Here is a 23,055-nt window from a genome sequence, read left to right as displayed (position 1 = left end):
GGCGCTCAGGCGCCGTAGGTCTCTCCGCGGTCGCGCAGCAGCCAGCGGCGCTCGGCATAGGCCATGTCGTCGACCCAGAGCTGGCGGGCGGTCGACGCGACCGCGGGCCGGATGAGCCGGGCGGCGGCGCGGGCGATGCCGAAGCCGGTGCGGTCGGAGTGCGCGATCGTCGCCTCGGTCATGACGGTGCACGGGCGTCCGGAGCGGTCGTGGCCGGTCAGGGTGGCGTGCGTCTCGACGACGCTGCCGGTGCCCTCGCCCTCGACGATCGTCATGACGATCGTGCGCGCGTCGGGGCAGGCGAACTCGGCCCGCACCGGCACGCCCCACGTGCGGCTCAGCCGGAACGCGACGTCGACGACGAGGCGGTCGTCGGACGAGGCTGCGTCGTCGACGGTGAGGTGGCTGAATGCGTAGGGGTGATACCAGGTGCCGTGCCACGGGTCGAGGCGGTTGGCGATGACGTCGGCCGGCTCGCAGACCCCGCGCACCGCCACCACGGTCGCGAAGGACTGTGCGACCGGCGGTCGCGTCGTCAGGGTCGGGAGCGCACTCGGCGTCTCGCCCTCCGTGGGCAGCTGCACCCAGAGGAGCACCCCGTCGTCGTGGGCCGGGAAGGTGAGCCAGTCGCGGCGCGTGCCCGGACCGAGGGCGAGGCCGTGCCAGCGGCAGTAGACCTGGCCGTGCATCACCTCGCAGTCCTCGAGCAGGGCACCGAGGTGCGGGCAGGCGCCGGGCCCGGCGAGCAGGCTGCCGCCCTCGCCGCGCCAGAGCACGACCTCGCGGTCAGCCACCGTGCGGGTCACCGACCGGGTGGCACCGACGTCGGTCGAGGCCCCGACGACGTGCCAGCCGCCGGGGTCGCGCTGCTGGGCATCGAGGAAGGACCGTCGGATGCGGGCCGGCCGCGCGTCGCGCCACGTGCCGGCCAGGCGGTCGCGCGGCTCGGCGGGCATGCGCCGGAGCGGGTTGATGGGACGCGCCGGGCTGACGGGCGCGTGCCCGGTGTCGGGGGTGGCGCGCAGGAGGGAGCGCAGGCTCATGGGGTGGCCGCCCTTCGCTTCGTGGGTCCGAGGATGAGGATGCGGGTGCTGAGGGCCGCCTTGTGCCAGGTCGGCACCCGGGCCCGTCCGGAGAAGACGTCGTAGTCGCGGGCCTCGATGCGCTCGAGGATGCGCGCATAGAGCGTGCGCGCCGCGGAGACGCAGCGGGCCGAGGAGGGCGGCAGCAGCGGTATGCCGCGGTCGGCCTCGACGTAGAGGGCGCGGTTGCGCTCGATCTCGAAGCGCATGAGCTCACGCCACTCGGGCGTCACCCGGCGCAGGTGGGGGTCGGCCCCGAAGCGGCGCAGGTCCTCCTGGGGCACGTAGACGCGCCCCCGCTCGAGGTCCTCACCGATGTCGCGCAGGAAGTTGGTCAGCTGGAAGGCCTGGCCGAGCGCGCGTGCCGGCCCGAGGGCGTCGGGGGAGAGGGGGCGCAGCACCGGGAGCATCATCTCGCCGATGACGGCGGCCGAGCCGTCCATGTAGCCGAGCAGGTCGTCCCACGTCTCGTAGGTGGTCTGGGTGAGGTCCTGGGCCATGGCGCGGAAGAAGCGGTCGAAGCACTCGCCCTCGATGCCGCAGGTGCGCACGCTGTGGCCGACGGCGGCGATGACGGGGTCCTGGGTCGGGGCGCCCGCGGCGACCTCGCGGAAGTGCTCGGCGAAGCGCGCCAGGCGCTGGGTCGTCTCGGCCACCTGCACCGGGCCGGTCGCGCCCGGTGCGTCGACGATGTCGTCGGCGAGGCGGCACAGGGCATAGACCGCGTAGACGTGCCGGCGTCGCTCCGGCGGGAGCAGGATCGTGCCCCAGTAATAGGTCGTGCCGTGCTCACGGGTGATGCGCGCGCAGACGCGGTAGCCCTGCGCGACCTGCTCGGTCATCGTGTCGTCGACGGTGCTCACACCGTGCTCCCCGTGCTCTCTGTGCTCTCTGTGCTCCCGCCGTCCGTGCCACCCGACCCGGGCCGAGCCGACCCCGAGCGAGCCAGGCCGCCACGGGCCGGACCCCCGCCGGCCGGGGCCGGCAGGTAGGCATCGACCCGGTCGGCAGCGAGCTTGCCGCTGACGAGCACCATCGGCACCCCGACGCCGGGCACCGTGCCGGACCCGGCGAATACGAGGCCGGGCACGCGACGGTCGAGGTTGCCCGGCCGGAACGGCCCGGTCTGCCCGAAGGTGTGGGCGAGGGCGAAGGGCGTGCCCTCGTGCATGCCGAGGTCCCGCCACTCGAGCGGCGTCATGAGGTGGTCGGTGACGATGTCGGTCGGGTAGCCGTTGGCATCGAGGAAGCCCGTGAGCCGCTCCGCCATCTGCGGGCGGGTCGTCTCCCAGTCGACGGTGCCCGTGAGGTTGGGCACCGGCTCGAGCACGTAGAGCGTCGAGCAGCCCTCGGGCGCCAGGGTCGGATCGGTCACCGTGGGCACGGTGACGAGGCGCGACGGGTCGGGCATGAGGCTGCGGTCGTCGATGAGGGCCTTGAAGCTGCCGACCCAGTCGTCACCGAAGTGGATGTTGTGGTGGGCCGTGCCGTCGGCGGGCAGACCCCGCGCGCCGACGTGCCACACGACGGCCGAGGGGGAGTAGGTGCCCGACCGCACGGCGCGCGGCGGCTTGAGCTGCGGCAGCAGTCGGTCGTAGGCCGTCGGCAGGTCGAGGGTGCAGACCACGGCATCGGCGCGCAGCTGCTCGCCGGAGTCGAGGGCCACCCCGCTCACGGCGCCCCTGCGGTCGAGCAGGAGACGCTCGACGCCGGCCCCGTAGTGCTGCTCGACCCCGGCGCGGGCCGCCGCCGCCGCGAGAGCGGCCGGCACGGCGTCCATGCCGCCCTTCGGGAACCACACTCCCTCGATGGAGTCCATGTAGGTGATCACCGCATAGATGGCGAGCGCGTCCTCGGGCGACAACCCGGCATACAGCGCCTGGAACGAGAAGAGCCGGTGCAGCCGCTCGTCGTCGAACCACCCGCGCACCACCGGCCCGAGCCGACGGAAGCCGCCCATCCGCACGAGGGTCGCGGCGGCCTTCGGCGAGGAGGCGAGCCCCAGCGGGGAGTCGAAGTTGTGGTCGATGAAGTGCGGCATCTCGACCTCGTAGAGGCGCTTCAGCCACGCCGCGAAGCGCGGGAAGGCCTCGGCGTCCTTGGGCCCGCAGGTGCGCGCGATCTCGTCGCGCATCGCCTCGATGCCGTGGCGCACGTGGATCGTCGAGCCGTCGGCGTAGACGGCACGGTAGGCCGGGTCGAGCAGCGTCATCGGCAGCTCGGCCTCGATGGTCGTGCCCACGGCGCGCAGGGCGTCGTCGACGAGACCTGGCATCGTCATGACGGTCGGGCCGGTGTCGAAGACGAAGCCCTCCTGGCGGCGCCGCAGGCCGCGGCCACCGGGGCGGTCCTCGCGTTCGACGAGTGTCACCTCGTGCCCCCGTCCGGCGAGGTGGCAGGCGGCGGACAGGCCCGAGAGGCCGGCCCCGATGACGATGACGCTCATGCGTCCCTCCAGGCGATCGATCGAGCGAGAGACCGCAGGACCTCGACGCCGGTGGCGTCGAGGTCGACGTGGTCGAGAGCGGTGAGGGCGAGGTCGACCTCGTGGGTGATGCGCTGCTCGGCCTGCTCGAGCACCCCGGCGTCGAGCATGAGCTGCTGCAGCACCCCGACGTCGGCATCCGTGATGACCGAGCGGTGCCCGAGGTAGCGCTCGGCGATGTCCTCCGGGAGGAGGCGGCGGGCCTCGGCGAGCAGCACGGTCGCCTTGCCCCGGAGCAGGTCGTCACCGACGGGCTTGCCGGTGCGCTCCGGGTCGCCCCAGATGCCGAGCACGTCGTCGCGCAGGGCGAAGGCCTCACCCACGTGCCCGCCGTAGGCCTCGAGGGCGGCCAGGGCGTCGGCGTCGGCCCGCGCGGCGAGCGCCCCGAGCAGGAGCGGCCGTTGCACGGTGTAGGCGCCCGACTTGAGGCGCGCCACCCGGCGCGCCTGGGCGAGGTCGCGCCGCCGGGCCGCGGCGCCGGTGACATCGAGCAGCTGGCCCTGCACCAGCTCGCGGAGCATGTCGGCCCAGGCCCGCTGCAGCGGGGCCTCGAGAGAGCCCGTGAGCACCCACGACTCGGTGAGCGCGAGGTCACCGAAGAGGATGGCGATGCTGTCGCCGAAGAGGGCCGGGTCGCCGAGCGCCCCTGCGGACGTGTGCTCCTCGGCTGCCTCGACGTGCGTCGTCACGCGGCCGCGGCGTGAGTCGGACCGGTCCATGACGTCGTCGTGCACGAGCGCGAAGAGGTGCACGAGCTCGAGCGCGGCGCACACGGTGACGGTGTCGTCGCGGCCCACGCCACGGGCCGGGCCGCCGGCACTCACCCAGCCCCAGTGGCACATGACCGGGCGCAGACGCTTGCCCGTGGCGGGCAGCAGCCAGCTGCGCAGGTGCTCGGGCAGGTCGGCCCGGAGCACGTCGGCGGCCTCGGGACACCGCGAGCGCCACTGCCGCTCGAGCTCGGCGCAGACGCGGTCGAGGACGAGATCGGTGCGTCGCAGCGTCTCGTCGAGGCCCAGCGTCTCGGCCTGCACCTCGCTCGCCCAGCTCGCGACGAGGACCTCGTCGTCGTTGGCGGTGGGTGCGGGCCGGTGTGGACTCATGTCGCTCCTCGCTGCTCGGCGGACGGGCACAGCCCCGACGTCGCGGGCTGCCGGACGCAGCCGGCGGCGCGCGGGGCCGGTGGGCTCTCACCTTGGGTCACATCAGCCCCAGTGATCAAGGAAATGTCCAACGTTGTCTCCGGGTGCGGTCGCGAGCGGCGGCTGCAGCGCCTCCGGCAGCAGCCGCGGCGACTCGTCGGGCCAGGTGTGCGGCGGGCCGAGCCGGCCGAGCAGGGCGATCTGCTCGCGGCACCACACGGACACCTCACGCCCTCGGGTGACCGACGTCACGAGGTCGTCCCACGGCTCCCAGGCCCACTCCGCGACCTCGTCGTCTCGTGGCCGCACGGGCTGGTCGCGGTCGACGTGCACCGCGAGGACCGGGCACAGCTCGAGCTCGACGACACCTGCCATCTCGGCGCGGTAGCGGAAGTCCGGCAGGACGAGGCGGGGCTCGCCCACCTCGAGACCGAGCTCGTCGGCGGCACGCCGCCGGACGGCATACGGCAATGGCTCGCCGGGGGCCGGATGTCCGCAGAAGCTGTTGGTCCACACGCCGGGGAAGGTGCGCTTGTCGAGGGCCCGCCGGGTCACGAGCACGTGGTCGTCCGCGTCGAAGACGTAGCAGGAGAAGCCCAGGTGCAGGGGGGTGTGCGGCCCGTGGACCGTCGCTTTGGGGGCCGTCCCGAGCGCTCGGCCGTCGTCGTCGACGAGCACGACCTGCTCGTCCTCGATGCCCGCCACGCGCCCTCCTCGATCGACACGATGACAGGTCGACCGGGCGGCGACCTGCCGTAAGGCTAACCAGAGCGCGGGTGCGGCGCACCACCCCCTCGGACTTGTGGCATCGCACCGGGGCCTCGATGTATCGTTTGATACATGATCAGCGCGTTGTCGACGAGCAGCGGCTCACCCGACCGGCTCTGGCTCCTCGTCAGCGAGGTCGAGCAGTGGGGTGACCGACTGCCGACCTTCACCTCCGTGCGTGCCCTGGAGCCCTGGCGGGACGTGGGGGTCGGGTCCCGCTTCGAGGTGCGTCAGCCCCGGCTGCCGACCGCCGTCTACGAGATGACGGAGTGGACTCCGGGTCGCACCTTCACGTGGATGGCCCACGCGCCCGGCATCACGACGACCGCCACGCACACGGTCAGCGCCCGCGAGGGCGGCTCCGTGGTCGACCTCGCGCTCGAGTGGAGCGGGCCGCTGGCTCCCGTCGTGCGAATGCTGCTCGGGCGCAAGGCCCAGTCGATGGTCGAGTCCGAGGCGCAGACCATGGCACGCCTCGCGGAGCGGGTGTGAGCAGTCCGCGACCGCGGGATGTCCTGTTGGCCAAGGCCGTCGGCTACTACGCCGAGCACGGCGTGCGCGACACCAGCCTGCGGACGCTCGCGACGTCCATCGGCACCAGCCAACGGATGCTGCACTACCACTTCGGCTCGCGTGAGGACCTCCTCGCCGCGGTGATCGAGATCGTTGTCGCCGACCAGATCGCCGCGCTCGACCGGCTCTTCGCCGAGGTCGACGACCCCTTCGAGGCGGGCCGACGCAACTGGGAGGCCGCCGCCGCCTCGGCGCAGACCTTCGGCCCGCTCTTCTTCGAGCTCGCCTCGCACGCCATGCACGGGCGCCCGTATGCCGCCGGGCTCGGCGAGGTGGTCGTCGCTCGCCACGTCGCTGCCTTCCGTCGGGCCTTCGCGACCGTGACCGACTCCGGTCACGCCGAGGTGCTCGCTCGGCTCACCCTCGCGGTGGGGCAGGGCGTGCTCTTCCAGCTGCTGCTCGACGGGGACCGGCCGGCCGCCGACGCGGCGGTCGACGAGCTCACCGAGATGGTGCGGACCAGGATCGAGAGCGCGAACGTGCGGTGACCGGCGTTCGGAGGTGGGTACGGGCACGGCATGCCAGACACTTCGAAGTTCACGGTCCCCGGCCTCACGCTCGGCGACGGACACCGCGTCGGTGAGGCCCTGCAGCTGCGCCTGCACGCCCTCAACGACCTCCAGCTCACGCTCAAGCACGTGCACTGGAACGTCGTCGGCCCCCACTTCATCGGGGTGCACGAGATGCTCGACCCGCAGATCGAGGCCGTGCGCGCCATGGTCGACGAGACCGCCGAGCGCATGGCGACGCTCGGGGTGCCTCCGATCGGCACGCCCGGTCACCTCGTCGCCGCCCGCACGTGGGACGACTACACGCTGCTGCGCGACGACACGACCGCCCACCTCGCCGCCCTTGACCTCGTCTACACCGGCGTCATCGAGGACCACCGGGGCGTCATCGAGCTCACCGACGACCTCGACCTCGTCACCCAGGACCTGCTCATCTCCCAGGTCGGCCAGCTCGAGCTCTTCCAGTGGTTCATCCGGGCCCACCTCGAGTCGACGTCGGGTGAGCTGAGCAACGCCGGTGCGCAGCGCGAGTCTGAGGCGGCCCGTGGCGCGACCCGCACCGCCGCCGCGTCGGGTGGCGTGGCCGCCGGGGCAACCACGCGTGCCGCAAGCAAGACGGCGACCAAGACCGCGAGCAAGACCGCGACCAAGGCCGCAAGCAAGACGGCAAAGAAGGCCGCCAAGAAGGCCGTCCGCTGACCCAGCCGTCAGGCGAGCCGCAGCGGCACGTCAAGGCGGCTTCCGCCGGGCGGCAGGCCAGCCAGACCCATCCCACCATCGGAGGAACAGCTCATGTCCGAGATCGCCGAACGCGCCGAAGCCCTCGTGCGCCATGACGCCAAGGGCGGCTTCCCGCCCCAGCAGCAGCAGCCCCCGGGCCTGACGAGCGCCATGGACCCGGTGCCCGACCACGGCGAGGAGACCTACGTCGGTCACGGCAAGCTGGAGGGCCGCAAGGCCCTCATCACCGGAGGAGACTCCGGCATCGGGCGGGCCGTGGCGATCGCCTTCGCCCGCGAGGGTGCCGATGTGGCCATCAGCTACCTCGCCGAGGAGCAGTCCGACGCCGAGGACACCCTCGGCTGGGTGCGGCGCGCCGGCCGGACGGGTGTGCTCGTGCCCGGTGACCTGGTCGAGCGCGAGACGTGCCAGCAGGTCGTGGCCGACGCGGTCGAGGGTCTCGGCGGGCTCGACATCCTCGTCAACAACGCCGGATACCACTGGGACCGGGGGCCCTCCGGCCTCGCGGGGCTCGAGCCCGAGCACGTCGAGCGCGTGCTGCGCACCAACCTGCACGCCGTCATCTGGCTCACCCAGGCCGCCGAGCCGCACCTCGGCCCGGGCTCGTCGATCATCATGACGACCTCGATCCAGGCCTACGACCCGTCGCCCGCGCTGCTCGACTACGCAGCCACCAAGGCGGCCATCAACAACCTCACGGTCAACCTCGCGGCGGCCTTGGGGCCCAAGGGGATCCGCGTCAATGCGGTCGCCCCCGGACCGATCTGGACGCCGCTCCAGCCCGCGACCCGTGACAAGGACAAGATCGAGACGTTCGGGGCAGACACCCCCCTTGGCCGCGCCGGCCAGCCCGGCGAGGTCGCCCCGGCCTATGTCTTCCTCGCGTCGCCGTCCGACGCGAGCTACGTCTCGGGCACCGTCATCGGTGTCACCGGAGGTGGCGCGGTCTTCTGACCGGCCCCCCGTCCGTCGGGTCCCGCGCGGTGGGGCCCGAGACCACAGCAACCCACCTGGAGGACCCATGCCCACCGTCAGCCGCACCTTCCGCGTCGATCCGGCGCCCACGACCGTCCTCGACTACCTCAAGGACTTCTCCCGGGCTCAGGAGTGGGACCCCGGCACCGAGCAGTGCACGCAGACCTCGCCGGGGCCCGTCGTCGTCGGCACTCGGTGGCACAACGTCTCGAAGATCATGGGCGTCACCACCGAGCTCGACTACGAGCTGACCGAGCTGTCGGCGGGTGGCCTCACCTTCGTCGGTCGCAACGACAGCGCGACCTCGACGGACTCGATCTCCGTGACGCCCGACGGCTCGGGCAGCCAGATCACCTACACGGCCGACCTCGACATGCACGGGGCCGCCACCCTCGCCGCGCCGGCGATGAAGCTCGTCTTCGAGAAGCTCGCCAGCGACACCGAGGAGCAGATGACGGCAGTGCTCAACCGCCTGCCGGGCTGACCAGTCGCCCTGCCGGCACTCCGGTGGAGCAATGCACACAGAGGGGCCCGGGGTCCGACCTCACGGTCGGACCCCGGGCCCCGCGCCGTCTGGCCTCTTGGGCCGTCGGGCGCCTCAGCCGGTGGCCAGGGCGGCGGCGCTCGCCGCGTGCAGCCGTCCGAGACGCTCGCGCTGGTCGAGTGCCCGGTCACGGAGCCCAGCCAGCTCGTCGGGGTCGGTCAGGGTGATCTCGGGCCCGAGGGCGGCGAGCGTCTCCCAGAGCCGCTGCTTGCCGGTGACGGCCATGGTGAGCGCCTCGAGCTCGACGACGTCGGTGAGCGGGCTGCGCTGCGCCAGGAAGCCGTTCGGCTTGAGGCGCCCGAGCTGCTCCCCGGCAGCGGTGACGAGCCGCTTGAGCGGGTCGGGCGTGATCTCGAGACGCTGCATGACCGACGCGAGGCTGCGCCGGTCCTGCTCGACCTCGGCGTGCAGCGCGGTGAGCTCGGCACGGGCCTGCGGGTCGCGATGGCCCTGGGCGGCGGAGCCGAAACGGCGCGCTCCGGCCAGGGCCCCGGAGTCGTGGTCGCGCAGGTAGGTGCGCAGCAGCCGTCGCGCCTCCTCCAGGTCGGGGGCTGCCACGGGCTCGCTGCTCACTGGGCTGCCCTCCGCAGCTTGTCGAGCAGCGGTTCGGCCGCCTGCTCGAGGAAGTCCTGCTGGGTGTCGCCGCCCACCTGCACGAGGGCGATGTCGGTGAATCCGGCCTTCCAGTAGGCGCTGACGGCCTCGACGATGGCGTCGAGGTCAGGGCCGCACGGGATCGACTCGGCGACGTCCTCGGGCCGCACGAACTGGCTCGCCCCGGAGAAGCCCGCAGGCGTCGGCAGGTCGGAGTTGACCGACCAGCCGCCGCCGAACCACCGGAACTGCTGGTGGGCGAGCTCGACGGCTGCGTCACGGTCGGGTCCCCAGCAGATGGGGATCTGCCCGATCGCCCGTGCCGAGCCACCGATGCGCGGCGAGCCCTCGGTGTCGTTCCACGACGTGATGAGGTCGGCGTCGGGCTCCACCGCGATGAGGTGGTCGGCGAGCGGGGCGAGGCGGTCGATGCCCTTGTCGCCGCCCACAGCGACCCCGATCTGCACCGGCTCGTCGGGCACGTCCCAGATGCGGGCGGAGTCGACGTCGAAGTAGTCGCCGTGGTGGGTGACGAGGTCACCCGTGTGCAGCTGGCGGATGATGTCGATGGCTTCGACGAGCATCTCCTGGCGGGTGATCACCCCGGGCCAGCCCTCCCCGACGACGTGCTCGTTGAGGCTCTCACCGCTGCCGACCCCGAGCGTGAAGCGGCCGTCGGCGAGGATCTGCAGGGTCGCGGCCTTCTGGGCGACGACCGCGGGGTGGTAGCGCATCGTCGGGCAGGTGACGTAGGTCATGAGGTCGACCCGCTCGGTGGCATGGGCCACGGCGCCGAGCACCGACCACGCATACGGGGCGTGCCCCTGCTCGGTGAGCCAGGGTGAGAAGTGGTCGCTCGAGACCTCGAAGTCGAAGCCGGCCTGCTCGGCGGCCACGGCCCAGCGGACGAGGTCCTTGGGTCCGCTCTGCTCGGTCATCAGCGTGTAGCCGAAGCGTGTCATCGGGGTCCTTCCGGGTGGTGGTGGGTCAACGGGGTGGGGAGGGGCGGCGGCGACGCCTCCACGGGAGAGGGCTCCCCGATCGCGCTCAGCCGGCATCGGCGACGGGGCCGCCGTGTGCGAGCTCGTCGAGGTAGGCCGCGAAACCCTGGGGAGCGCGTCCGGTCGTGCGGGCCGAGGTGCGCACCCGCACGCGCGCCGTGGCAGCGATCCGCGCACCCCCGAGGCGCATCCGCTCGACGAGGCGCACGTCCTCGTGCACGGGCAGGGGCTCGAAGCCGCCACCCGCCAGGTAGGCCGACATCCGGAAGGCGAGGTTGGCGCCGTGCACGTGTGCTTGCCCCTCGACGAGCTGGTGCCGTCCGCGCCAGCGGGCGAGCACGTCAGTGGCCAGCTCTGTCGGGTCGGGCTCCACGACGCCCACGACGACGTCGTGGCCGACCTCGGCCAGGGCCAGCTGGTCGATGAGCCACGACGAGGGCACGACGCTGTCGGCGTCGGTGTTGGTGACCCAGTGCGCGACGTCGTCGACGCGGCCGTCGGCCCGCGGGTCGGTGCCGGCCCGTTCGAGGACGTGCCGTATGCCGGCCTGTCGGGCCGCGCCGACGCGCGCGGCGTCGACGGCCAGCACCGTCAGGCCTCCGTGCCGCGCCACGACATCGGCCGTGCCGTCGGTGCACGCGTCGAGCACGACGACCACCTCGACGGCGACATCGGGACGGTGCCGACGCAGGCTCCGACGCGCGCGGTCGAGACCGTCGAGGCAGCGGCCGATGAGCAGCTCCTCGTCGCGGGCCGGCACGACGACGGTGACCTGCCGCACGGCATCCCCCGGCGCGGGGTGGTGGGCGCGATCGGCGGCGCGCAGGTCGAGGTGCCTCACGGCGTGCCCGCGCGGTGGTCCGAGGCGTCGCCGAGGACGTCGAGGAGGAAGTCGTCCTCACGGTGCTCGGCGATGACGGGCAGGCGGCTGAAGCGGTGCCAGATCTCGTGCACGCGCGGCCCGTCGAGCGGCCAGCCGACGATCGGGTGTCGCCAGTGGCAGAGCACGATGACCCCGTCGTCGGTGAGGCTCGCCTCCGCGCGGGCCATGAGCTCCCGCAGGCGGGCGGGGCTGAGGAAGTAGCCGACCTCCGACACGACGACGAGGTCGAAGCGGCCGCCGGGCCAGGCCTCGGGCAGATGGGCCTGCTCCACACGCGCCTGCGGCGTGCTCGCCAGGCGCCGGGTCGCCGCAGCGGCCGCGACCTCGCTCTCGTCGAGGGCCAGCACCTCGTCGCACCGATCGGCGAGCCGTGCAGTCAGCGCGCCGATGGAGCAGCCCACCTCGAGAGCGCGTCGGAAGCGCCGCCGGGGGAGGGCGGCGAGGGTCAGGTCGCGCTTGCGCTCCTCGTACCAGCTGTCGTCCACGCTCCACGGGTCGGCCGCGTCGCCGTGCACCCGGTCGAAGACCCGGTCGGCGGTGCGCGGCTCCTCGATGAAGGTCTCGCGGTCGCGCACGAAGTGCTCGAGGACACCCGGGAGCAGCAGGGCCTCGTCGCCGGGATCGTCGGAGAGCGGCGCGACCTGGCTGCGGTGCACCGAGATCGCGTGCGACTTGCGTGCACGCACCTCGCCGTCGAGGGGCAGCGTGCGGAAGCGCGACCACGGGGCGTCCTGCGGAGCAGCCCAGTGCCACAACCAGATCGGGTACTCGATGAGCCGGGCATCGGTGCGGTGGGCTGCCACTGCGGCGGCCCGGCCGGCTGCTTCGTGATCGGGGTGACCGTCGTGGCGCCACGGGGCGGCGACGACGGTCCTGGACCCGTCCTCGCCGACCGCGCGAACGATGGCCTCGACGATCTCGTCCTCGTGGGAGGCGAGGTGCCCGTCGTGCAGCCCCACGACCACGAGGCGGGCGTGCGGTGCCAGCAGGGACAGCGCCGCCCGGGTCTCCTCGACCCGCAGGCTGGCGAGGTCGGCGGCGCTGTGCGTGCGGGATCCCGGGTGGGATCCCTCGCCCGAGCTGAGCAGCACGACCTCGATGCGCTCACCCGCGGCGCTGGCTGTCGCGAGCAGACCACCCGCCCCGAGGGTCTCGTCGTCGGGGTGGGCCGCCACGAGCACGAGCCGTGGGGCCGCGGCGAGGCCCGGGCTCGGGCTGAGCGACAGGGGAGGAACAGAGACCCACTCCGGCCGCTCTGCCCACTCCCGCTCGGGGGTGCCCGCGTCGGAGTGGTGGAAGGTCGGGGCCGCCGTGCTCACCAGAGCACCTCGGCGTCCGGGCCCTCGGCCGAGTGGCTGAGCACCTGACGGCCGAGGACGGCGGCGTCGCGCTCGGCGTGCTCCTGCCGGACGTAGAGCTGGAGGTCGGCCACGCGACCGGCGTGCTCCTCCTCGAGAGCGAGGGGTCCCGGCCCGAGCGCGTGGCCCACCCGACCGAGCACCTCCTCGACGCTGAGAGCCACGACGCGGCGCACGCGCAGGGCCAGCGCGGCACCGGCGGGGCCATCCGCGTCTCCGGTGTCGACCGACGTGGCAGCGTGCTCCAGCACGGTCGACGCCGCGTGCAGGGTCGCGTCCACCGCCCCGAGGTGCATGAGACCGACCTGGTCGGGCTCGCGCCGCCCCAGCTGCTCACGCAGGCGTCGGGCGACGCCGACGGCGCCACCCCACCAGATCGCGGCGACGCCCATGCCGCCCCACGCGAAGCCCGACCGCTCGAGATACCACCCGGGCGGACCCACGGGGTGGGCCACCGACGCCGTGAAGCTCACCGGTCCGCTCGGCACGAGTGGCAGCCCGCGGGCGACCCAGGCCCCCTCCTCGAGGGCCACGCCGTTGGCGGCACCCAGGCGCACGGCATACAGCCTGCGGGTGTCGTCACCGCACCACGCCGTCACGAGGGCACGGTCGAGGGAGCCGGCGAGCGAGCACCAGGGCTTGCGACCACCGAGGGTGGTCGGGTCGGTCGACTCGTCGGCCACGAGGCGCGAGCCCGGGCCCTCGGCGGCGAAGACGCCCCAGCGGGCCCCGTCGTCGTCGGCCCCCTCGCCGCCATGGCCGGCGGCGCGAGCCTCCGCGAGGATGGCGAGCGCGTCGAGGTGGGGCTCGACCGCGCGGGCCACCGTGAGGTCGACCGAGCCGAGCACGGCGAGGGAGGTCCAGAGCCGCCACGTGGCGCCCGAGCCCGGGAGGGGGAAGGCGGCAGCGTGGCTCCCCGGCAGGTCGAGAGCAGCGATCACGTCACCCCGAGCCCGCGCCGCGTCCGCGGCCAGGTCGGCGGAGACCCGGTCGGTGACGGTCACGGCTTGAGCACCACCTTGAGGCAGCCGTCGCTCTTCTCCTGGAAGGTGCGGTAGAGCTCGGGTGCGGCCTCGAGCGGCGCGCGGTGGGTCGCCAGGGACTCGAGGCCGAGCACGTCGTCGGCACCGCCGACGAGGTCGAGCAGGTCATCGGACCACCGGCGCACGTGACACTGGCCCATGCGCACCGTCAGGCCCTTGTCGAAGAGATCCATCATCGGCATCGGGTCGGCCATGCCTCCGTAGACACCGCTGATCGACAACGTGCCCCCACGGCGCACCGCCGCGACGGCCGTGTGCAGGGCGGAGAGGCGGTCGATGCCGACGCGCTCGATCGCGGCGCGCGCCACCGGCTTGGGCAGTCGGCTCGCGCCTGCGATGACCTTCTCCGACAAGGGATTGCCGTGCGCCTCCATGCCGACCGCGTCGATGACCGCATCCGGTCCGCGTCCGTCGGTCAGGTCCTTCAGGGCGTCGGCGACCTCGTCGACGTCGCGCACGTCGACCACCTCGGCTCCCCACGAGCGGGCGAGGGCGAGGCGGTCGTCGACGAGGTCGACCGCGATGACGCGGCCGACCCCACGGTGCAGGGCGCTGCGCACCGCGAGCTGCCCGACGGGGCCAAGCCCGAGCACGACAAGGGTGTCGTTGCCGTTGACGTCGGCGTAGTCCACCGCCTGCCACGCCGTCGGCAGGATGTCGGAGAGGTAGAGGAAGCGCTCGTCGGGCAGGTCGCTCGCCAGCAGGATGGGGCCGAAGTCGGCATGCGGCACCCGGACGCGCTCCGCCTGGCCGCCGGGCACGGAGCCGTAGAGGCTCGTGTAGCCGAAGAGGCTGGCACCCTTGCCCTGGGCGACGTTCTGGGTGGTCTCGCACTGGGCGAAGAGGCCGCGGTGGCACATCCAGCAGCGTCCGCAGGAGATGTTGAAGGGCACGACGACGCGGTCACCGGGCTGGAGCGTCGCGACGTCGGAGCCCACCTGCTCGACGATGCCCATGAACTCGTGGCCCAGCACGTCGCCCGGTTGCAGGTAGGGGGCCAGCACGCCGTAGAGGTGCAGATCCGACCCGCAAATGGCGGTGGAGGTGACGCGGACCACGGCGTCGGTGGTCTGCTCGATGACGGGATCGGGTACCTCCGTCACACGGACGTCCTCGATGCCGTGCCAGGTGAGTGCTCGCATGACCACTGACTACCCCGGCCGACCGACGAGGAAACCTCACCCGACATCGAGGAGAACGACATGCAGCGTGCCGCCGGACCAGCCAGGGGCCTCGCCCTCGTCATGGGGGCCTCGCGCGGACTCGGTCTGCTCATCGCCCGCGAGCTGCTCGACCGCGGCCACGACGTCGTCATCACCGCGCGAGGGGAGTCGGACCTCGACGCCGCCGCGCGACGGCTGTCGGGCCGGGGCCGCCAGGTGCACGCCCGCGTCTGCGACGTGCGCGACCGCGAGGCCGTCACCGCCCTCGTGGAGGACGTCGAGGGCACGCTCGCGCCCATCGACGTGCTCATCAGCGTGGCCGGCATCATCGAGGTCGGTCCGGCCGAGTCGATGACCGCGGACACCTACGACGACGCCATCGACACCATGACGCGGGGCCCGATCCACGCGGCGCTCGCCGTGCTGCCGGGCATGCGAAGCCGTGGCCGCGGGCGCATCGGCACCGTCACGTCGATCGGCGGCATGGTGTCGCCACCCCACCTGCTGCCCTATGCGACAGCGAAGTTCGGCGCCGTCGGCTTCTCCGACGGGCTTGCCGCAGCCCTGAGCGGCACGGGGGTGACGGCGACGACTGTCGTGCCGGGGCTCATGCGGACGGGCTCGCACCAGCGGGCCCGCTTCTCCGGCGACGCCGCCGCGGAGTACTCGTGGTTCGCCCCGGCGGCCTCCCTGCCGCTCCTCTCGATGGATGCGGACCGCGCGGCGCGGCGCATCGTGGCCGCAGTGCTCGCCGGGCGACCGATGGTCGTGCTCACGCCCCTGGCGTGGGTCGGCATCCGCGTGCGCGGCCTTGCCCCTGCGACGACGACGCGCGTCATGGGTTGGGCGGGTCGCGTCCTGCCGGGTCAGCCGCGTCGTGGCGGTCGTCATGCGGTGGAGGGGCGAGATGCGGCCTCGGCGGTCGGCAATGTCGTGCGCCGGCTCACGACGTTGGGGGACAAGGCGGCCCGGCGCAACAACGAGGTCAGCGAGGTGCGGGTGCGGGAGCCCGTGCCCGAGTAGACTCCGAGGCGCAGTGCACTGACAGGTTCCACTGGATGCTCCGGAGCCGATCGCCACCGAGGGCAGTCAACCCGGCCGGCAGTCGGGGGTCGGGGCGCACCGATGAAGGAGGTGCCATGGGTGACCAGGTCGGACTTCTCGTCCTCCTCGGCGTCGTCGTCCTGATGGCCGGCGGTTTCGCTCTCACCTTGGGCGCTCGCGGCAAGGGCCCCAACGACACCCTCAACACCCACGAGCAGCAGACGGTGCGAGAGCGTGCGGACCACCCCGAGGGCGCGGAGCGCTCTCACCTCGTGGGCAACCCACCCATCGACAGCATCACGACCGAGGGCTGGGGCGGAGCGCGCCCCGGCGAGGGCGCCGAGCCCGAGGAGCTCCCCGAGGACGTGCACCCCGACAAGCACGACAGCGACCGGCGGCACGGCCGGCACTGACGAGCGTCACCCGAGTCGCCACACGGTGGTCGTCCGGTGCTCCGTGCCGGCGCGGAGCACCGTCGTGGGGAAGTCGGCGTGGTGAGGCGCATCGGGGAAGCCTTGTGTCTCCAAGGCGATTCCCGCCCGAGGCCCGTATGCCGTGCCCGACGTCCCCGTGACCGTGCCGTCGAAGTGGGCACCGGTGTAGACCTGCACGCCCGGCTGGTCGCTCTCGACGACGAGGGTGCGTCCCGAGGCACCGCGCAGGGTCGCGACGTGACGCAGTCCGGCGCCGTCGACGACGAAGTTGTGGTCGATCCCCTGGCCGTGCGCCAGCTGCTCGTCGGTGTGGGAGAGGGCCTCGCCGAGACGGCGTGGGTGCCGGAAGTCGAAGGGTGTGCCCTCGACGTCGCGCACCTCACCCGTGGGGATGAGCAGGAAGTCCGTCGGGGTGAACGCGCCGGCCGAGAGCGTGAGCCAGTGGTCGTCGACCGACCCGCTGCCCTCGCCGTCGAGGTTGAAGTAGCTGTGATTGGTGAGGTTGACGACGGTGTCACGGTCGCAGACCGCGGTGTAGTCGATGCGCACCCGACCGGGCAGGGCGGCATACGTCACGGTGACGTCGAGGGCGCCGGGGAAGCCCTGGTCGCCGTCGGGGCTGTGGAGGCCGAAGGTCACGCTCGTGTCACCGCGGTCGACGACGGTCCACGCGCGGTGGTCGAAGCCGTCAACGCCTCCGTGCAGCGTCGTCGTCCCCTCGTTGCCGCTGAGCTCGTGCGTCTCGCCGTCGAGGTCGAACCGGGCTCCGGCGATGCGGTTGCCGAAGCGGCCGATCGTGGCACCGAGGTAGCCGCCGTTGGTGACGTAGGTGCGTGGGTCGGCATGGCCGAGCACGATGCCGACCGGGCGTCCACCATCGCCGGTCACCTCGAGGCGGCGCACCGCGGCCCCTGCCGTCAGCACCTCGAGCATCAGGCCCTCGGCCCGCAGCTCGACCGACGTGGGTGGGGCAGGGCTCTGCGACACGGGTGCTCCTTCGGTGGTGTCTCTCGCGAGGACGACGGGCCCAGTCTGCCGTCTCAGCGGTCACGAGGGACGCGTCCGTCCCGTGGCCGTGCCGCCTAGGGTGGGCAGTGACCACCGGGAGCGGGAGGAGCGCAGGCCATGACGCAGGTCGAGACCAACTGGGCGGGCAATCATGCCTATCGGGCGCGGATCGAGCGGGTGCAGTCGATCGAGCAGGTGCAGCACGTCGTGGCGGCCGCTCCTCGCGTGCGAGCGCTCGGATCGCGGCACAGCTTCACCGACCTCACCGACACGACCGACGCGAGCGGGGCCGGCGGCGTGCTCGTCTCGCTGACCGACCTCCCCACGACGGTGGAGGTCGACGCGGAGGCCCGAACGGCCCGAGTGGCCGGCCGCGCGGCATACGGCGACGTGGCGACCCGGCTGCAGGCGGAGGGGTGGGCGCTCGGCAACCTCGCGTCGCTGCCGCACATCTCCGTCGCAGGCGCTGTCGCGACGGGCACTCATGGGTCGGGAGTCGAGAACGGCTCTCTCGCAACGGCGGTCGCGGCTCTCGAGATCGTCGGACCCGATGGTGAGATCCGGCGGGTGGCCCGCGGCGACGCCGACTTCGAGGGCAGCGTCGTGGCGCTCGGCGCCCTCGGGGTCGTGACCGCCGTGACCCTCGACATCGAGCCGACCTACGACGTGCGCCAGGACGTCTTCACGGGTCTGGGCTGGGACGCCCTTGCCGAGCACGTCGACACCATCACGAGCAGCGCCTACAGCGTCAGCCTCTTCACCCGGTGGACAGACGTCGGCATCGACCAGGTGTGGCTCAAGGGCCGGGTCGGCGACACCGCTGCGGTGCCGCCGCGCGAGCTCTTCGGGGCCCTCGCCGCCACCTCGACACTGCACATGCTCGAGGGCGGGGCCACCGAGGCGATCACCGAGCAGGGCGGGGTGCCGGGGCCGTGGCTGGACCGGCTTCCGCACTTCCGCATGGAGTTCACGCCCAGCCGCGGCGAGGAGCTGCAGAGCGAGTACCTCCTGCCGCGCCACCACACCATCGAGGCGGTCGAGCGCCTGCGGGCACTCGCCGACGCGATGGCTCCGGTCCTCATGGTGACCGAGCTGCGCACCGTCGCCGCCGACGAGCACTGGCTCAGCAGCTCCTACGGTCACGACGTCGTCGGCCTGCACTTCACGTGGGTGCGCGACGTCGAGCGGGTGTATGCCGTGCTGCCCCTCATCGAGGCCGCCCTCCTGCCGCTCGGGGCGAGGCCGCACTGGGGCAAGTGCTTCGTGGCCGGCGCGGCGCAGCTGGAACCGCTCTATCCGCGGCTCGGCGACTTCCGCGAGCTGCGCCGCAGGGTCGACCCGGAGGGCAAGTTCGGCAACGCCTTCCTCGACCGCGTCATCGGCTGACCTGCCCACCACCTGCCGCCCACGCTTCCTGGTCGCGAGCACCCGACGCCGGAGGCCCCCGGCAACGACCCCACCCGCAGACTGATCCGCAGCGTGATCGACCAAGCGCGTCAATCTGCGGATCAGTCGGCATCCACTGCTGCCCTGACAACCCTCGATGCAGACTGATCCGCAGCTTGATGGCTACAGCGCATCTGTCTGCGGATCAGTCGGCAGGTGGTGTCGTAGAGCGCGGGGCGTGTGGTGGGGTGAGCGGCATCGGCGGCGGCCAGACGGCATACGCCAATGAGCACGCGCTGGAACGGCCGCCGACGCTCCACGCCGCGAACCCCGCCGCGCGTCCCGCGCGACCCAGCAGCGTGCGCGACCCCGCGCGATCCGGTCGTCCGTCAGAAGTCGCCGGCGTCGCGGCGCAGGCGGGTCAGCACGTCGACGAGAGAGCTCACGTCGCTGCTCGAGAGGTCGGGGCGCTCGAAGACCTCGGCGTTGAGGGCCTTGGTGGCGCGCTCGGCGAGCTCACGACCTGACGGAGTGAGCGCGACGAGCATGGCGCGGCGGTCGTCGGGGTGAGTGGACCGGGTGACGAGACCAGCGTCCTCGAGGCGGTCGACCGCGTTGGTCACGCTGGTCGGGTGCACCTGCAGCCGGCTGCCGATCACCTTCATCGGCAGGGAGCCACGCTTGCTGAACCACAGCAGCATGAGCACCTCGTAGCGCGCGAACGTCACGCCGAGCGGCTTGAGGGCCGCCTCGACCCGGGCCAGCACGATCTGGTGGGCGCGCATCAACGAGGTCACGGCCGCCATGCCGTCGGCAGCCTCCGGCCAGCCCTGCTCCACCCACTGTCGACGGGCCTGGTCGATGGGGTCGAAGCCGAGGCCAGGGCCGGTCACAGGCCTCGGACCCGTCGTCTCCGCGCTCATGGCGCCATCGTAGTCAGCAGACGCGTTGACGTCCATTAGTAGGAAGTCCTACTATTTTCTCATGTCTGACGCATCGCAGCGCGCCCTCCACCGCCCGACGCACCACGTGCGGCTCGTCACGGCCAGCAGCCTCTTCGACGGGCACGACGCCTCGATCAACATCATGCGGCGGATCATGCAGTCGCAGGGCGCGGAGGTGATCCACCTCGGGCACAACCGATCCGTCCAGGAGGTCGTCGACGCGGCGATCGAGGAGGACGTGCAGGGCGTCGCCGTCAGCTCCTACCAGGGCGGTCACGTCGAGTACTTCGAGTACCTCGTGCAGCTGCTCCAGGAGAACGGCGCCGGCCACATCCGCGTCGTCGGCGGTGGTGGCGGTGTCATCGTGCCCGAGGAGATCGCCCGGCTGCGCGACTCCGGCGTCACGATCTTCAGCCCCGAGGACGGCCAGCGCCTCGGCCTCGCCGGCATGATCAACACGGTCGTCGCCGACTGCGACTACGACCTGTGGCAGACGGGTGCGCCGTCACTCGAGGCCGTGCTCGCCGGTGACCGCACCGCGGTCGCCCGGGCCCTCACCGGCGCGCAGGAGGGCATCGTCGACGAGGCCACCCTGACCGGCATCCGCGAGGCAGCCGCCCGCCGCCGCGTGCCGGTCCTCGGCATCACCGGCACCGGCGGCTCCGGCAAGTCGAGCCTCACCGACGAGCTGATCCGCCGGCTGCGCCTCGACCAGCAGGACAAGCTGCGTGTCGCCGTGCTCGCGGTCGACCCCACGCGCAGCCGCGGGGGCGGTGCCCTCCTCGGGGACCGCATCCGCATGAGCTCGCTCGACGGCGACCGCGTCTTCTTCCGCAGCCTCGCGACCCGCGGCGGCTCCCAGGTGCCGACGCACCTCGACGACGTGCTCTCGGTCGTGCAGGCCGCCGGCTTCGACCTCGTCATCCTCGAGACGCCGGGCATCGGCCAGGGCGACGCCGCCATCGTCGACTTCGCCGACGTCTCGCTCTACGTCATGACTCCGGAGTTCGGGGCCAGCAGCCAGCTCGAGAAGATCGACATGCTCGACCGTGCCGACGTCGTGGCCATCAACAAGTTCGAGCGCCGCGGCGCCGAGGACGCCCTGCGCGACGTCGGCCGCCAGATGGTGCGCAACCGCGAGGCCTTCGGCAAGGGCCCCGCCGACATGCCCGTCTACGGCACGTCCGCGGCCACGTTCAACGACGACGGCGTCACGGCGCTCTACCAGGAGCTGCGAAGCCTCCTCTCCGACAAGGGAATGCCGCTCGCGGAGGGCGTCCTCCCGGTCGTGTCGACGAAGCAGTCGACCCGCATCGCGACGGTCGTGCCCGCGGCGCGGGTGCGCTACCTCGCCGAGATCAGCGACACGGTGCGCGGCTACCACGAGGCGACGGAGCGGTATGCCGCTGCGGCCAGTCGCGTGCAGCGCCTCGAGTCCGTGCGTGGCGAGCTCGCCGACGCCGCTGCGGCCGACGATCTCGACAGTGCCGAGAGTGCGGTTCGCGCGGTCGAGGCCCTCCTCGACGAGGCCCGCACCGACCTGCCCGGCGAGGTCGCCGGCGCCCTGTCCGGCTGGCCCTCGGTCGTCGAGTCCTACTCCGGTGACGAGCAGGTCGTGACCATCAGGGGCAAGGAGCTGCGCAACGTCCTCACGCGAGAGTCCTTGTCGGGCAACAAGATCCCGCGGGTCTCCCTGCCCCGCTACCGCGACCACGGCGAGCTCGTCAGCTTCTTGCGCCGCGAGAACCTCCCCGGCTACTTTCCCTTCACCGCCGGCGTCTTCCCGTTCAAGCGCGAGGGGGAGGACCCCGCACGGATGTTCGCGGGTGAGGGTGACCCCTTCCGCACCAACCGCCGCTTCAAGCTGCTCTCCGAGGGGCAGCCCGCGACCCGGCTCTCGACGGCGTTCGACTCGGTCACCCTCTACGGCCGCGACCCCGACCCTCGGCCCGACGTCTACGGCAAGGTCGGCACCTCTGGCGTGTCCGTGGCGACGCTCGACGACATGAAGGTGCTCTACGGCGGCTTCGACCTCGTGTCGCCGACGACGAGCGTCTCGATGACGATCAACGGCCCCGCGCCGACGATCCTCGCCTTCTTCCTCAACACCGCCATCGACCAGCAGGTCGACGCCTTCCGATCGCGGGAGGGGCGCGACCTCGACGAGGCCGAGCGGGCCGACCTCACGGCATACGCCCTCGCCAACGTGCGGGGCACGGTGCAGGCCGACATCCTCAAGGAGGACCAGGGCCAGAACACCTGCATCTTCAGCACGGAGTTCTCGCTCAAGATGATGGCCGACATCCAGGAGTGGTTCATCGAGCACGAGGTGCGCAACTTCTACTCGGTGTCGATCTCCGGGTACCACATCGCCGAGGCGGGGGCGAACCCCATCAGCCAGCTCGCCTTCACCCTCGCCAACGGCTTCACCTACGTCGAGAGCTACCTCGCGCGCGGCATGGCCGTCGACGATTTCGCGCCCAACCTCTCCTTCTTCTTCAGCAACGGCATGGACCCCGAGTACTCCGTGCTCGGGCGAGTGGCCCGCCGCATCTGGGCCGTCGCGATGAAGGAGCGCTACGGTGCGGCGGAGCGGTCGCAGAAGCTGAAGTACCACGTGCAGACGTCGGGCCGCTCGCTGCACGCGCAGGAGATGGACTTCAACGACATCCGCACCACCCTCCAAGCGCTCATCGCGATCTATGACAACGCGAACTCCTTGCACACCAACGCTTTCGACGAGGCCGTCACGACCCCGTCGGAGGAGTCGGTGCGTCGGGCCCTGGCCATCCAGCTCATCATCAACCGCGAGTGGGGCCTGGCGATGAACGAGAACCCGCTCCAGGGCTCGTTCGTCATCGACGAGCTGACCGACCTCGTCGAGGCCGCAGTGCTCAGGGAGTTCGACCGCATCACCGAGCGCGGTGGCGTGCTCGGCGCCATGGAGACCGGCTACCAGCGTGGCCGCATCCAGGACGAGTCGATGCTCTACGAGCACCGCAAGCACGACGGCAGCCTGCCGATCATCGGCGTCAACACCTTCCGCAACCCGCACGAGGGTGAGGTGCCCCGCACGGTGGTGCTGGCCCGCGGCACCGAGGACGAGAAGCAGGGCCAGCTCTCGCGGGTCCGCGCCTTCCGGGCGGAGCACGAGGTCGAGGCTGCGGCGGCCCTCGAGGAGCTCAAGGCGGTCGCGATCGAGGGTGGAAACGTCTTCGACGTCCTCATGCGGGCGTCGCGGGTGTGCTCGCTCCAGCAGGTGACCGAGGCCTTCTTCGAGGTCGGCGGCCAGTACCGCCGCAACGTCTGACCCCTCACCGTCGAAAGGCCACTTCTGGCCGCTCCCGAACCGTCGAAAGGCCACGCCTTGTCGCCCGT

The 23,055-nt window shown here is 72.3% G+C and carries 22 protein-coding genes; 9 read left to right on the top strand and 13 right to left on the bottom strand.

Annotated elements, in window-relative coordinates; all coding sequences use genetic code 11:
• Positions 1–5: 5 nt before the first annotated feature.
• The 5 genes from LG278_RS16790 to idi form a co-directional block, all read right to left on the bottom strand.
• Entirely contained in the window at positions 6–1,043 is a 1,038-nt protein-coding gene (locus tag LG278_RS16790) for a DUF5914 domain-containing protein (RefSeq protein WP_404388614.1), read from the bottom strand.
• Positions 1,040–1,945, bottom strand: coding sequence for a phytoene/squalene synthase family protein (locus LG278_RS16785; RefSeq protein ID WP_404388612.1), 906 nt, complete (start codon positions 1,943–1,945; stop codon positions 1,040–1,042). Before LG278_RS16785 ends, LG278_RS16790 begins: the two co-directional genes overlap by 4 nt.
• Entirely contained in the window at positions 1,942–3,528 is a 1,587-nt protein-coding gene (locus tag LG278_RS16780; RefSeq protein WP_404388610.1) for a phytoene desaturase family protein, read from the bottom strand. The genes LG278_RS16785 and LG278_RS16780 overlap by 4 nt, the downstream gene beginning before the upstream one ends.
• The gene (locus LG278_RS16775; RefSeq protein ID WP_404388609.1) at positions 3,525–4,670 is read right to left on the bottom strand and encodes a polyprenyl synthetase family protein; all 1,146 of its coding nucleotides are present in this window, start codon (positions 4,668–4,670) and stop codon (positions 3,525–3,527) included. The genes LG278_RS16780 and LG278_RS16775 overlap by 4 nt, the downstream gene beginning before the upstream one ends.
• 102 nt (positions 4,671–4,772) lie before the next feature.
• Positions 4,773–5,414, bottom strand: a complete 642-nt coding sequence (gene idi, locus LG278_RS16770) for an isopentenyl-diphosphate Delta-isomerase (protein ID WP_404388608.1) — start codon at positions 5,412–5,414, stop codon at positions 4,773–4,775.
• 135 nt (positions 5,415–5,549) lie between these two features.
• Here idi and LG278_RS16765 point away from each other — a divergent pair, with 135 nt between their 5' ends.
• The 5 genes from LG278_RS16765 to LG278_RS16745 all read left to right on the top strand — a co-directional run bounded on the left by LG278_RS16765 (position 5,550) and on the right by LG278_RS16745 (position 8,759).
• Positions 5,550–5,969: an SRPBCC family protein gene (locus LG278_RS16765; protein ID WP_404388607.1), complete on the top strand. Its 420-nt coding sequence runs from the start codon at positions 5,550–5,552 to the stop codon at positions 5,967–5,969.
• Positions 5,966–6,538, top strand: coding sequence for a TetR family transcriptional regulator (locus tag LG278_RS16760; RefSeq protein ID WP_404388605.1), 573 nt, complete (start codon positions 5,966–5,968; stop codon positions 6,536–6,538). Before LG278_RS16765 ends, LG278_RS16760 begins: the two co-directional genes overlap by 4 nt.
• A gap of 30 nt (positions 6,539–6,568) precedes the next feature.
• Entirely contained in the window at positions 6,569–7,258 is a 690-nt protein-coding gene (locus tag LG278_RS16755; protein ID WP_404388604.1) for a Dps family protein, read from the top strand.
• Between the two features lie 93 nt (positions 7,259–7,351).
• Positions 7,352–8,254, top strand: coding sequence for an SDR family oxidoreductase (locus LG278_RS16750; RefSeq protein WP_404388603.1), 903 nt, complete (start codon positions 7,352–7,354; stop codon positions 8,252–8,254).
• 67 nt (positions 8,255–8,321) lie between these two features.
• A complete protein-coding gene (locus LG278_RS16745; RefSeq protein ID WP_404388601.1) occupies positions 8,322–8,759 on the top strand; it encodes an SRPBCC family protein in 438 nt (145 codons plus the stop codon).
• A gap of 114 nt (positions 8,760–8,873) precedes the next feature.
• On the opposite strand, the gene LG278_RS16740 is transcribed toward LG278_RS16745, so the two are convergent.
• From LG278_RS16740 to LG278_RS16715, 6 genes are all read right to left on the bottom strand, one after another.
• The gene (locus LG278_RS16740) at positions 8,874–9,392 is read right to left on the bottom strand and encodes a hypothetical protein (RefSeq protein ID WP_404388599.1); all 519 of its coding nucleotides are present in this window, start codon (positions 9,390–9,392) and stop codon (positions 8,874–8,876) included.
• Positions 9,389–10,375 (bottom strand): LLM class F420-dependent oxidoreductase, encoded by a 987-nt coding sequence (locus LG278_RS16735; RefSeq protein WP_404388597.1) that lies wholly within the window; start codon positions 10,373–10,375, stop codon positions 9,389–9,391. The genes LG278_RS16740 and LG278_RS16735 overlap by 4 nt, the downstream gene beginning before the upstream one ends.
• Before the next feature lie 85 nt (positions 10,376–10,460).
• On the bottom strand, positions 10,461–11,255 hold the full coding sequence (locus LG278_RS16730) for a glycosyltransferase (protein WP_404388596.1): 795 nt from the start codon (positions 11,253–11,255) through the stop codon (positions 10,461–10,463).
• A complete protein-coding gene (locus LG278_RS16725) occupies positions 11,252–12,616 on the bottom strand; it encodes a PIG-L family deacetylase (RefSeq protein WP_404388594.1) in 1,365 nt (454 codons plus the stop codon). The genes LG278_RS16730 and LG278_RS16725 overlap by 4 nt, the downstream gene beginning before the upstream one ends.
• A complete protein-coding gene (locus LG278_RS16720) occupies positions 12,613–13,659 on the bottom strand; it encodes an acyl-CoA dehydrogenase (RefSeq protein ID WP_404388593.1) in 1,047 nt (348 codons plus the stop codon). The genes LG278_RS16725 and LG278_RS16720 overlap by 4 nt, the downstream gene beginning before the upstream one ends.
• Positions 13,656–14,840 carry a zinc-dependent alcohol dehydrogenase gene (locus LG278_RS16715; protein WP_404388591.1) on the bottom strand — a complete coding sequence of 395 codons (1,185 nt, stop codon included), beginning with the start codon at positions 14,838–14,840 and terminating at the stop codon, positions 13,656–13,658. Before LG278_RS16715 ends, LG278_RS16720 begins: the two co-directional genes overlap by 4 nt.
• A 60-nt stretch (positions 14,841–14,900) precedes the next feature.
• Between LG278_RS16715 and LG278_RS16710 the strand changes: the two genes are divergently transcribed.
• Both LG278_RS16710 and LG278_RS16705 read left to right on the top strand, forming a co-directional pair.
• Positions 14,901–15,884, top strand: a complete 984-nt coding sequence (locus tag LG278_RS16710; protein WP_404388590.1) for an SDR family NAD(P)-dependent oxidoreductase — start codon at positions 14,901–14,903, stop codon at positions 15,882–15,884.
• A 116-nt stretch (positions 15,885–16,000) separates the two neighbouring features.
• A complete protein-coding gene (locus tag LG278_RS16705) occupies positions 16,001–16,318 on the top strand; it encodes a hypothetical protein (RefSeq protein ID WP_404388588.1) in 318 nt (105 codons plus the stop codon).
• A gap of 6 nt (positions 16,319–16,324) precedes the next feature.
• On the opposite strand, the gene LG278_RS16700 is transcribed toward LG278_RS16705, so the two are convergent.
• Positions 16,325–17,326, bottom strand: coding sequence for an aldose epimerase family protein (locus LG278_RS16700; RefSeq protein ID WP_404388587.1), 1,002 nt, complete (start codon positions 17,324–17,326; stop codon positions 16,325–16,327).
• A 138-nt stretch (positions 17,327–17,464) separates the two neighbouring features.
• Between LG278_RS16700 and LG278_RS16695 the strand changes: the two genes are divergently transcribed.
• A complete protein-coding gene (locus LG278_RS16695; RefSeq protein ID WP_404388586.1) occupies positions 17,465–18,733 on the top strand; it encodes a D-arabinono-1,4-lactone oxidase in 1,269 nt (422 codons plus the stop codon).
• A 389-nt stretch (positions 18,734–19,122) separates the two neighbouring features.
• Here LG278_RS16695 and LG278_RS16690 read toward each other — a convergent pair whose 3' ends face one another.
• Complete coding sequence (locus tag LG278_RS16690; protein WP_404388585.1) at positions 19,123–19,656, bottom strand: MarR family transcriptional regulator; 534 nt, start codon at positions 19,654–19,656, stop codon at positions 19,123–19,125.
• 61 nt (positions 19,657–19,717) lie between these two features.
• Between LG278_RS16690 and icmF the strand changes: the two genes are divergently transcribed.
• Entirely contained in the window at positions 19,718–22,987 is a 3,270-nt protein-coding gene (icmF, locus tag LG278_RS16685; protein ID WP_404388584.1) for a fused isobutyryl-CoA mutase/GTPase IcmF, read from the top strand.
• The last annotated feature ends 68 nt before the right edge of the window (positions 22,988–23,055 follow it).

The sequence above is a fragment of the Humibacillus xanthopallidus genome, from assembly GCF_044793955.1.
In the GTDB taxonomy this organism is placed as follows: Bacteria; Actinomycetota; Actinomycetes; order Actinomycetales; family Dermatophilaceae; genus Humibacillus; species Humibacillus xanthopallidus_C.
The sequence above is the reverse complement of the archived record's forward strand: the minus strand, read 5'-3'. Positions and strand labels throughout refer to the sequence as shown.

What these genes read in the sequence shown, in the direction of transcription:
- LG278_RS16790 (WP_404388614.1), bottom strand. Translation starts at nt 1,043, where the DNA reads ATGAGCCTGCGCTCCCTCCTGCGCGCCACCCCCGACACCGGGCACGCG.
- LG278_RS16780 (WP_404388610.1), bottom strand. Translation starts at nt 3,528, where the DNA reads ATGAGCGTCATCGTCATCGGGGCCGGCCTCTCGGGCCTGTCCGCCGCC.
- LG278_RS16775 (WP_404388609.1), bottom strand. Translation starts at nt 4,670, where the DNA reads ATGAGTCCACACCGGCCCGCACCCACCGCCAACGACGACGAGGTCCTC.
- LG278_RS16765 (WP_404388607.1), top strand. Translation starts at nt 5,550, where the DNA reads ATGATCAGCGCGTTGTCGACGAGCAGCGGCTCACCCGACCGGCTCTGG.
- LG278_RS16755 (WP_404388604.1), top strand. Translation starts at nt 6,569, where the DNA reads ATGCCAGACACTTCGAAGTTCACGGTCCCCGGCCTCACGCTCGGCGAC.
- LG278_RS16750 (WP_404388603.1), top strand. Translation starts at nt 7,352, where the DNA reads ATGTCCGAGATCGCCGAACGCGCCGAAGCCCTCGTGCGCCATGACGCC.
- LG278_RS16745 (WP_404388601.1), top strand. Translation starts at nt 8,322, where the DNA reads ATGCCCACCGTCAGCCGCACCTTCCGCGTCGATCCGGCGCCCACGACC.
- LG278_RS16735 (WP_404388597.1), bottom strand. Translation starts at nt 10,375, where the DNA reads ATGACACGCTTCGGCTACACGCTGATGACCGAGCAGAGCGGACCCAAG.
- LG278_RS16715 (WP_404388591.1), bottom strand. Translation starts at nt 14,840, where the DNA reads ATGCGAGCACTCACCTGGCACGGCATCGAGGACGTCCGTGTGACGGAG.
- LG278_RS16710 (WP_404388590.1), top strand. Translation starts at nt 14,901, where the DNA reads ATGCAGCGTGCCGCCGGACCAGCCAGGGGCCTCGCCCTCGTCATGGGG.
- LG278_RS16705 (WP_404388588.1), top strand. Translation starts at nt 16,001, where the DNA reads ATGGGTGACCAGGTCGGACTTCTCGTCCTCCTCGGCGTCGTCGTCCTG.
- LG278_RS16695 (WP_404388586.1), top strand. Translation starts at nt 17,465, where the DNA reads ATGACGCAGGTCGAGACCAACTGGGCGGGCAATCATGCCTATCGGGCG.
- LG278_RS16690 (WP_404388585.1), bottom strand. Translation starts at nt 19,656, where the DNA reads ATGAGCGCGGAGACGACGGGTCCGAGGCCTGTGACCGGCCCTGGCCTC.
- icmF (WP_404388584.1), top strand. Translation starts at nt 19,718, where the DNA reads ATGTCTGACGCATCGCAGCGCGCCCTCCACCGCCCGACGCACCACGTG.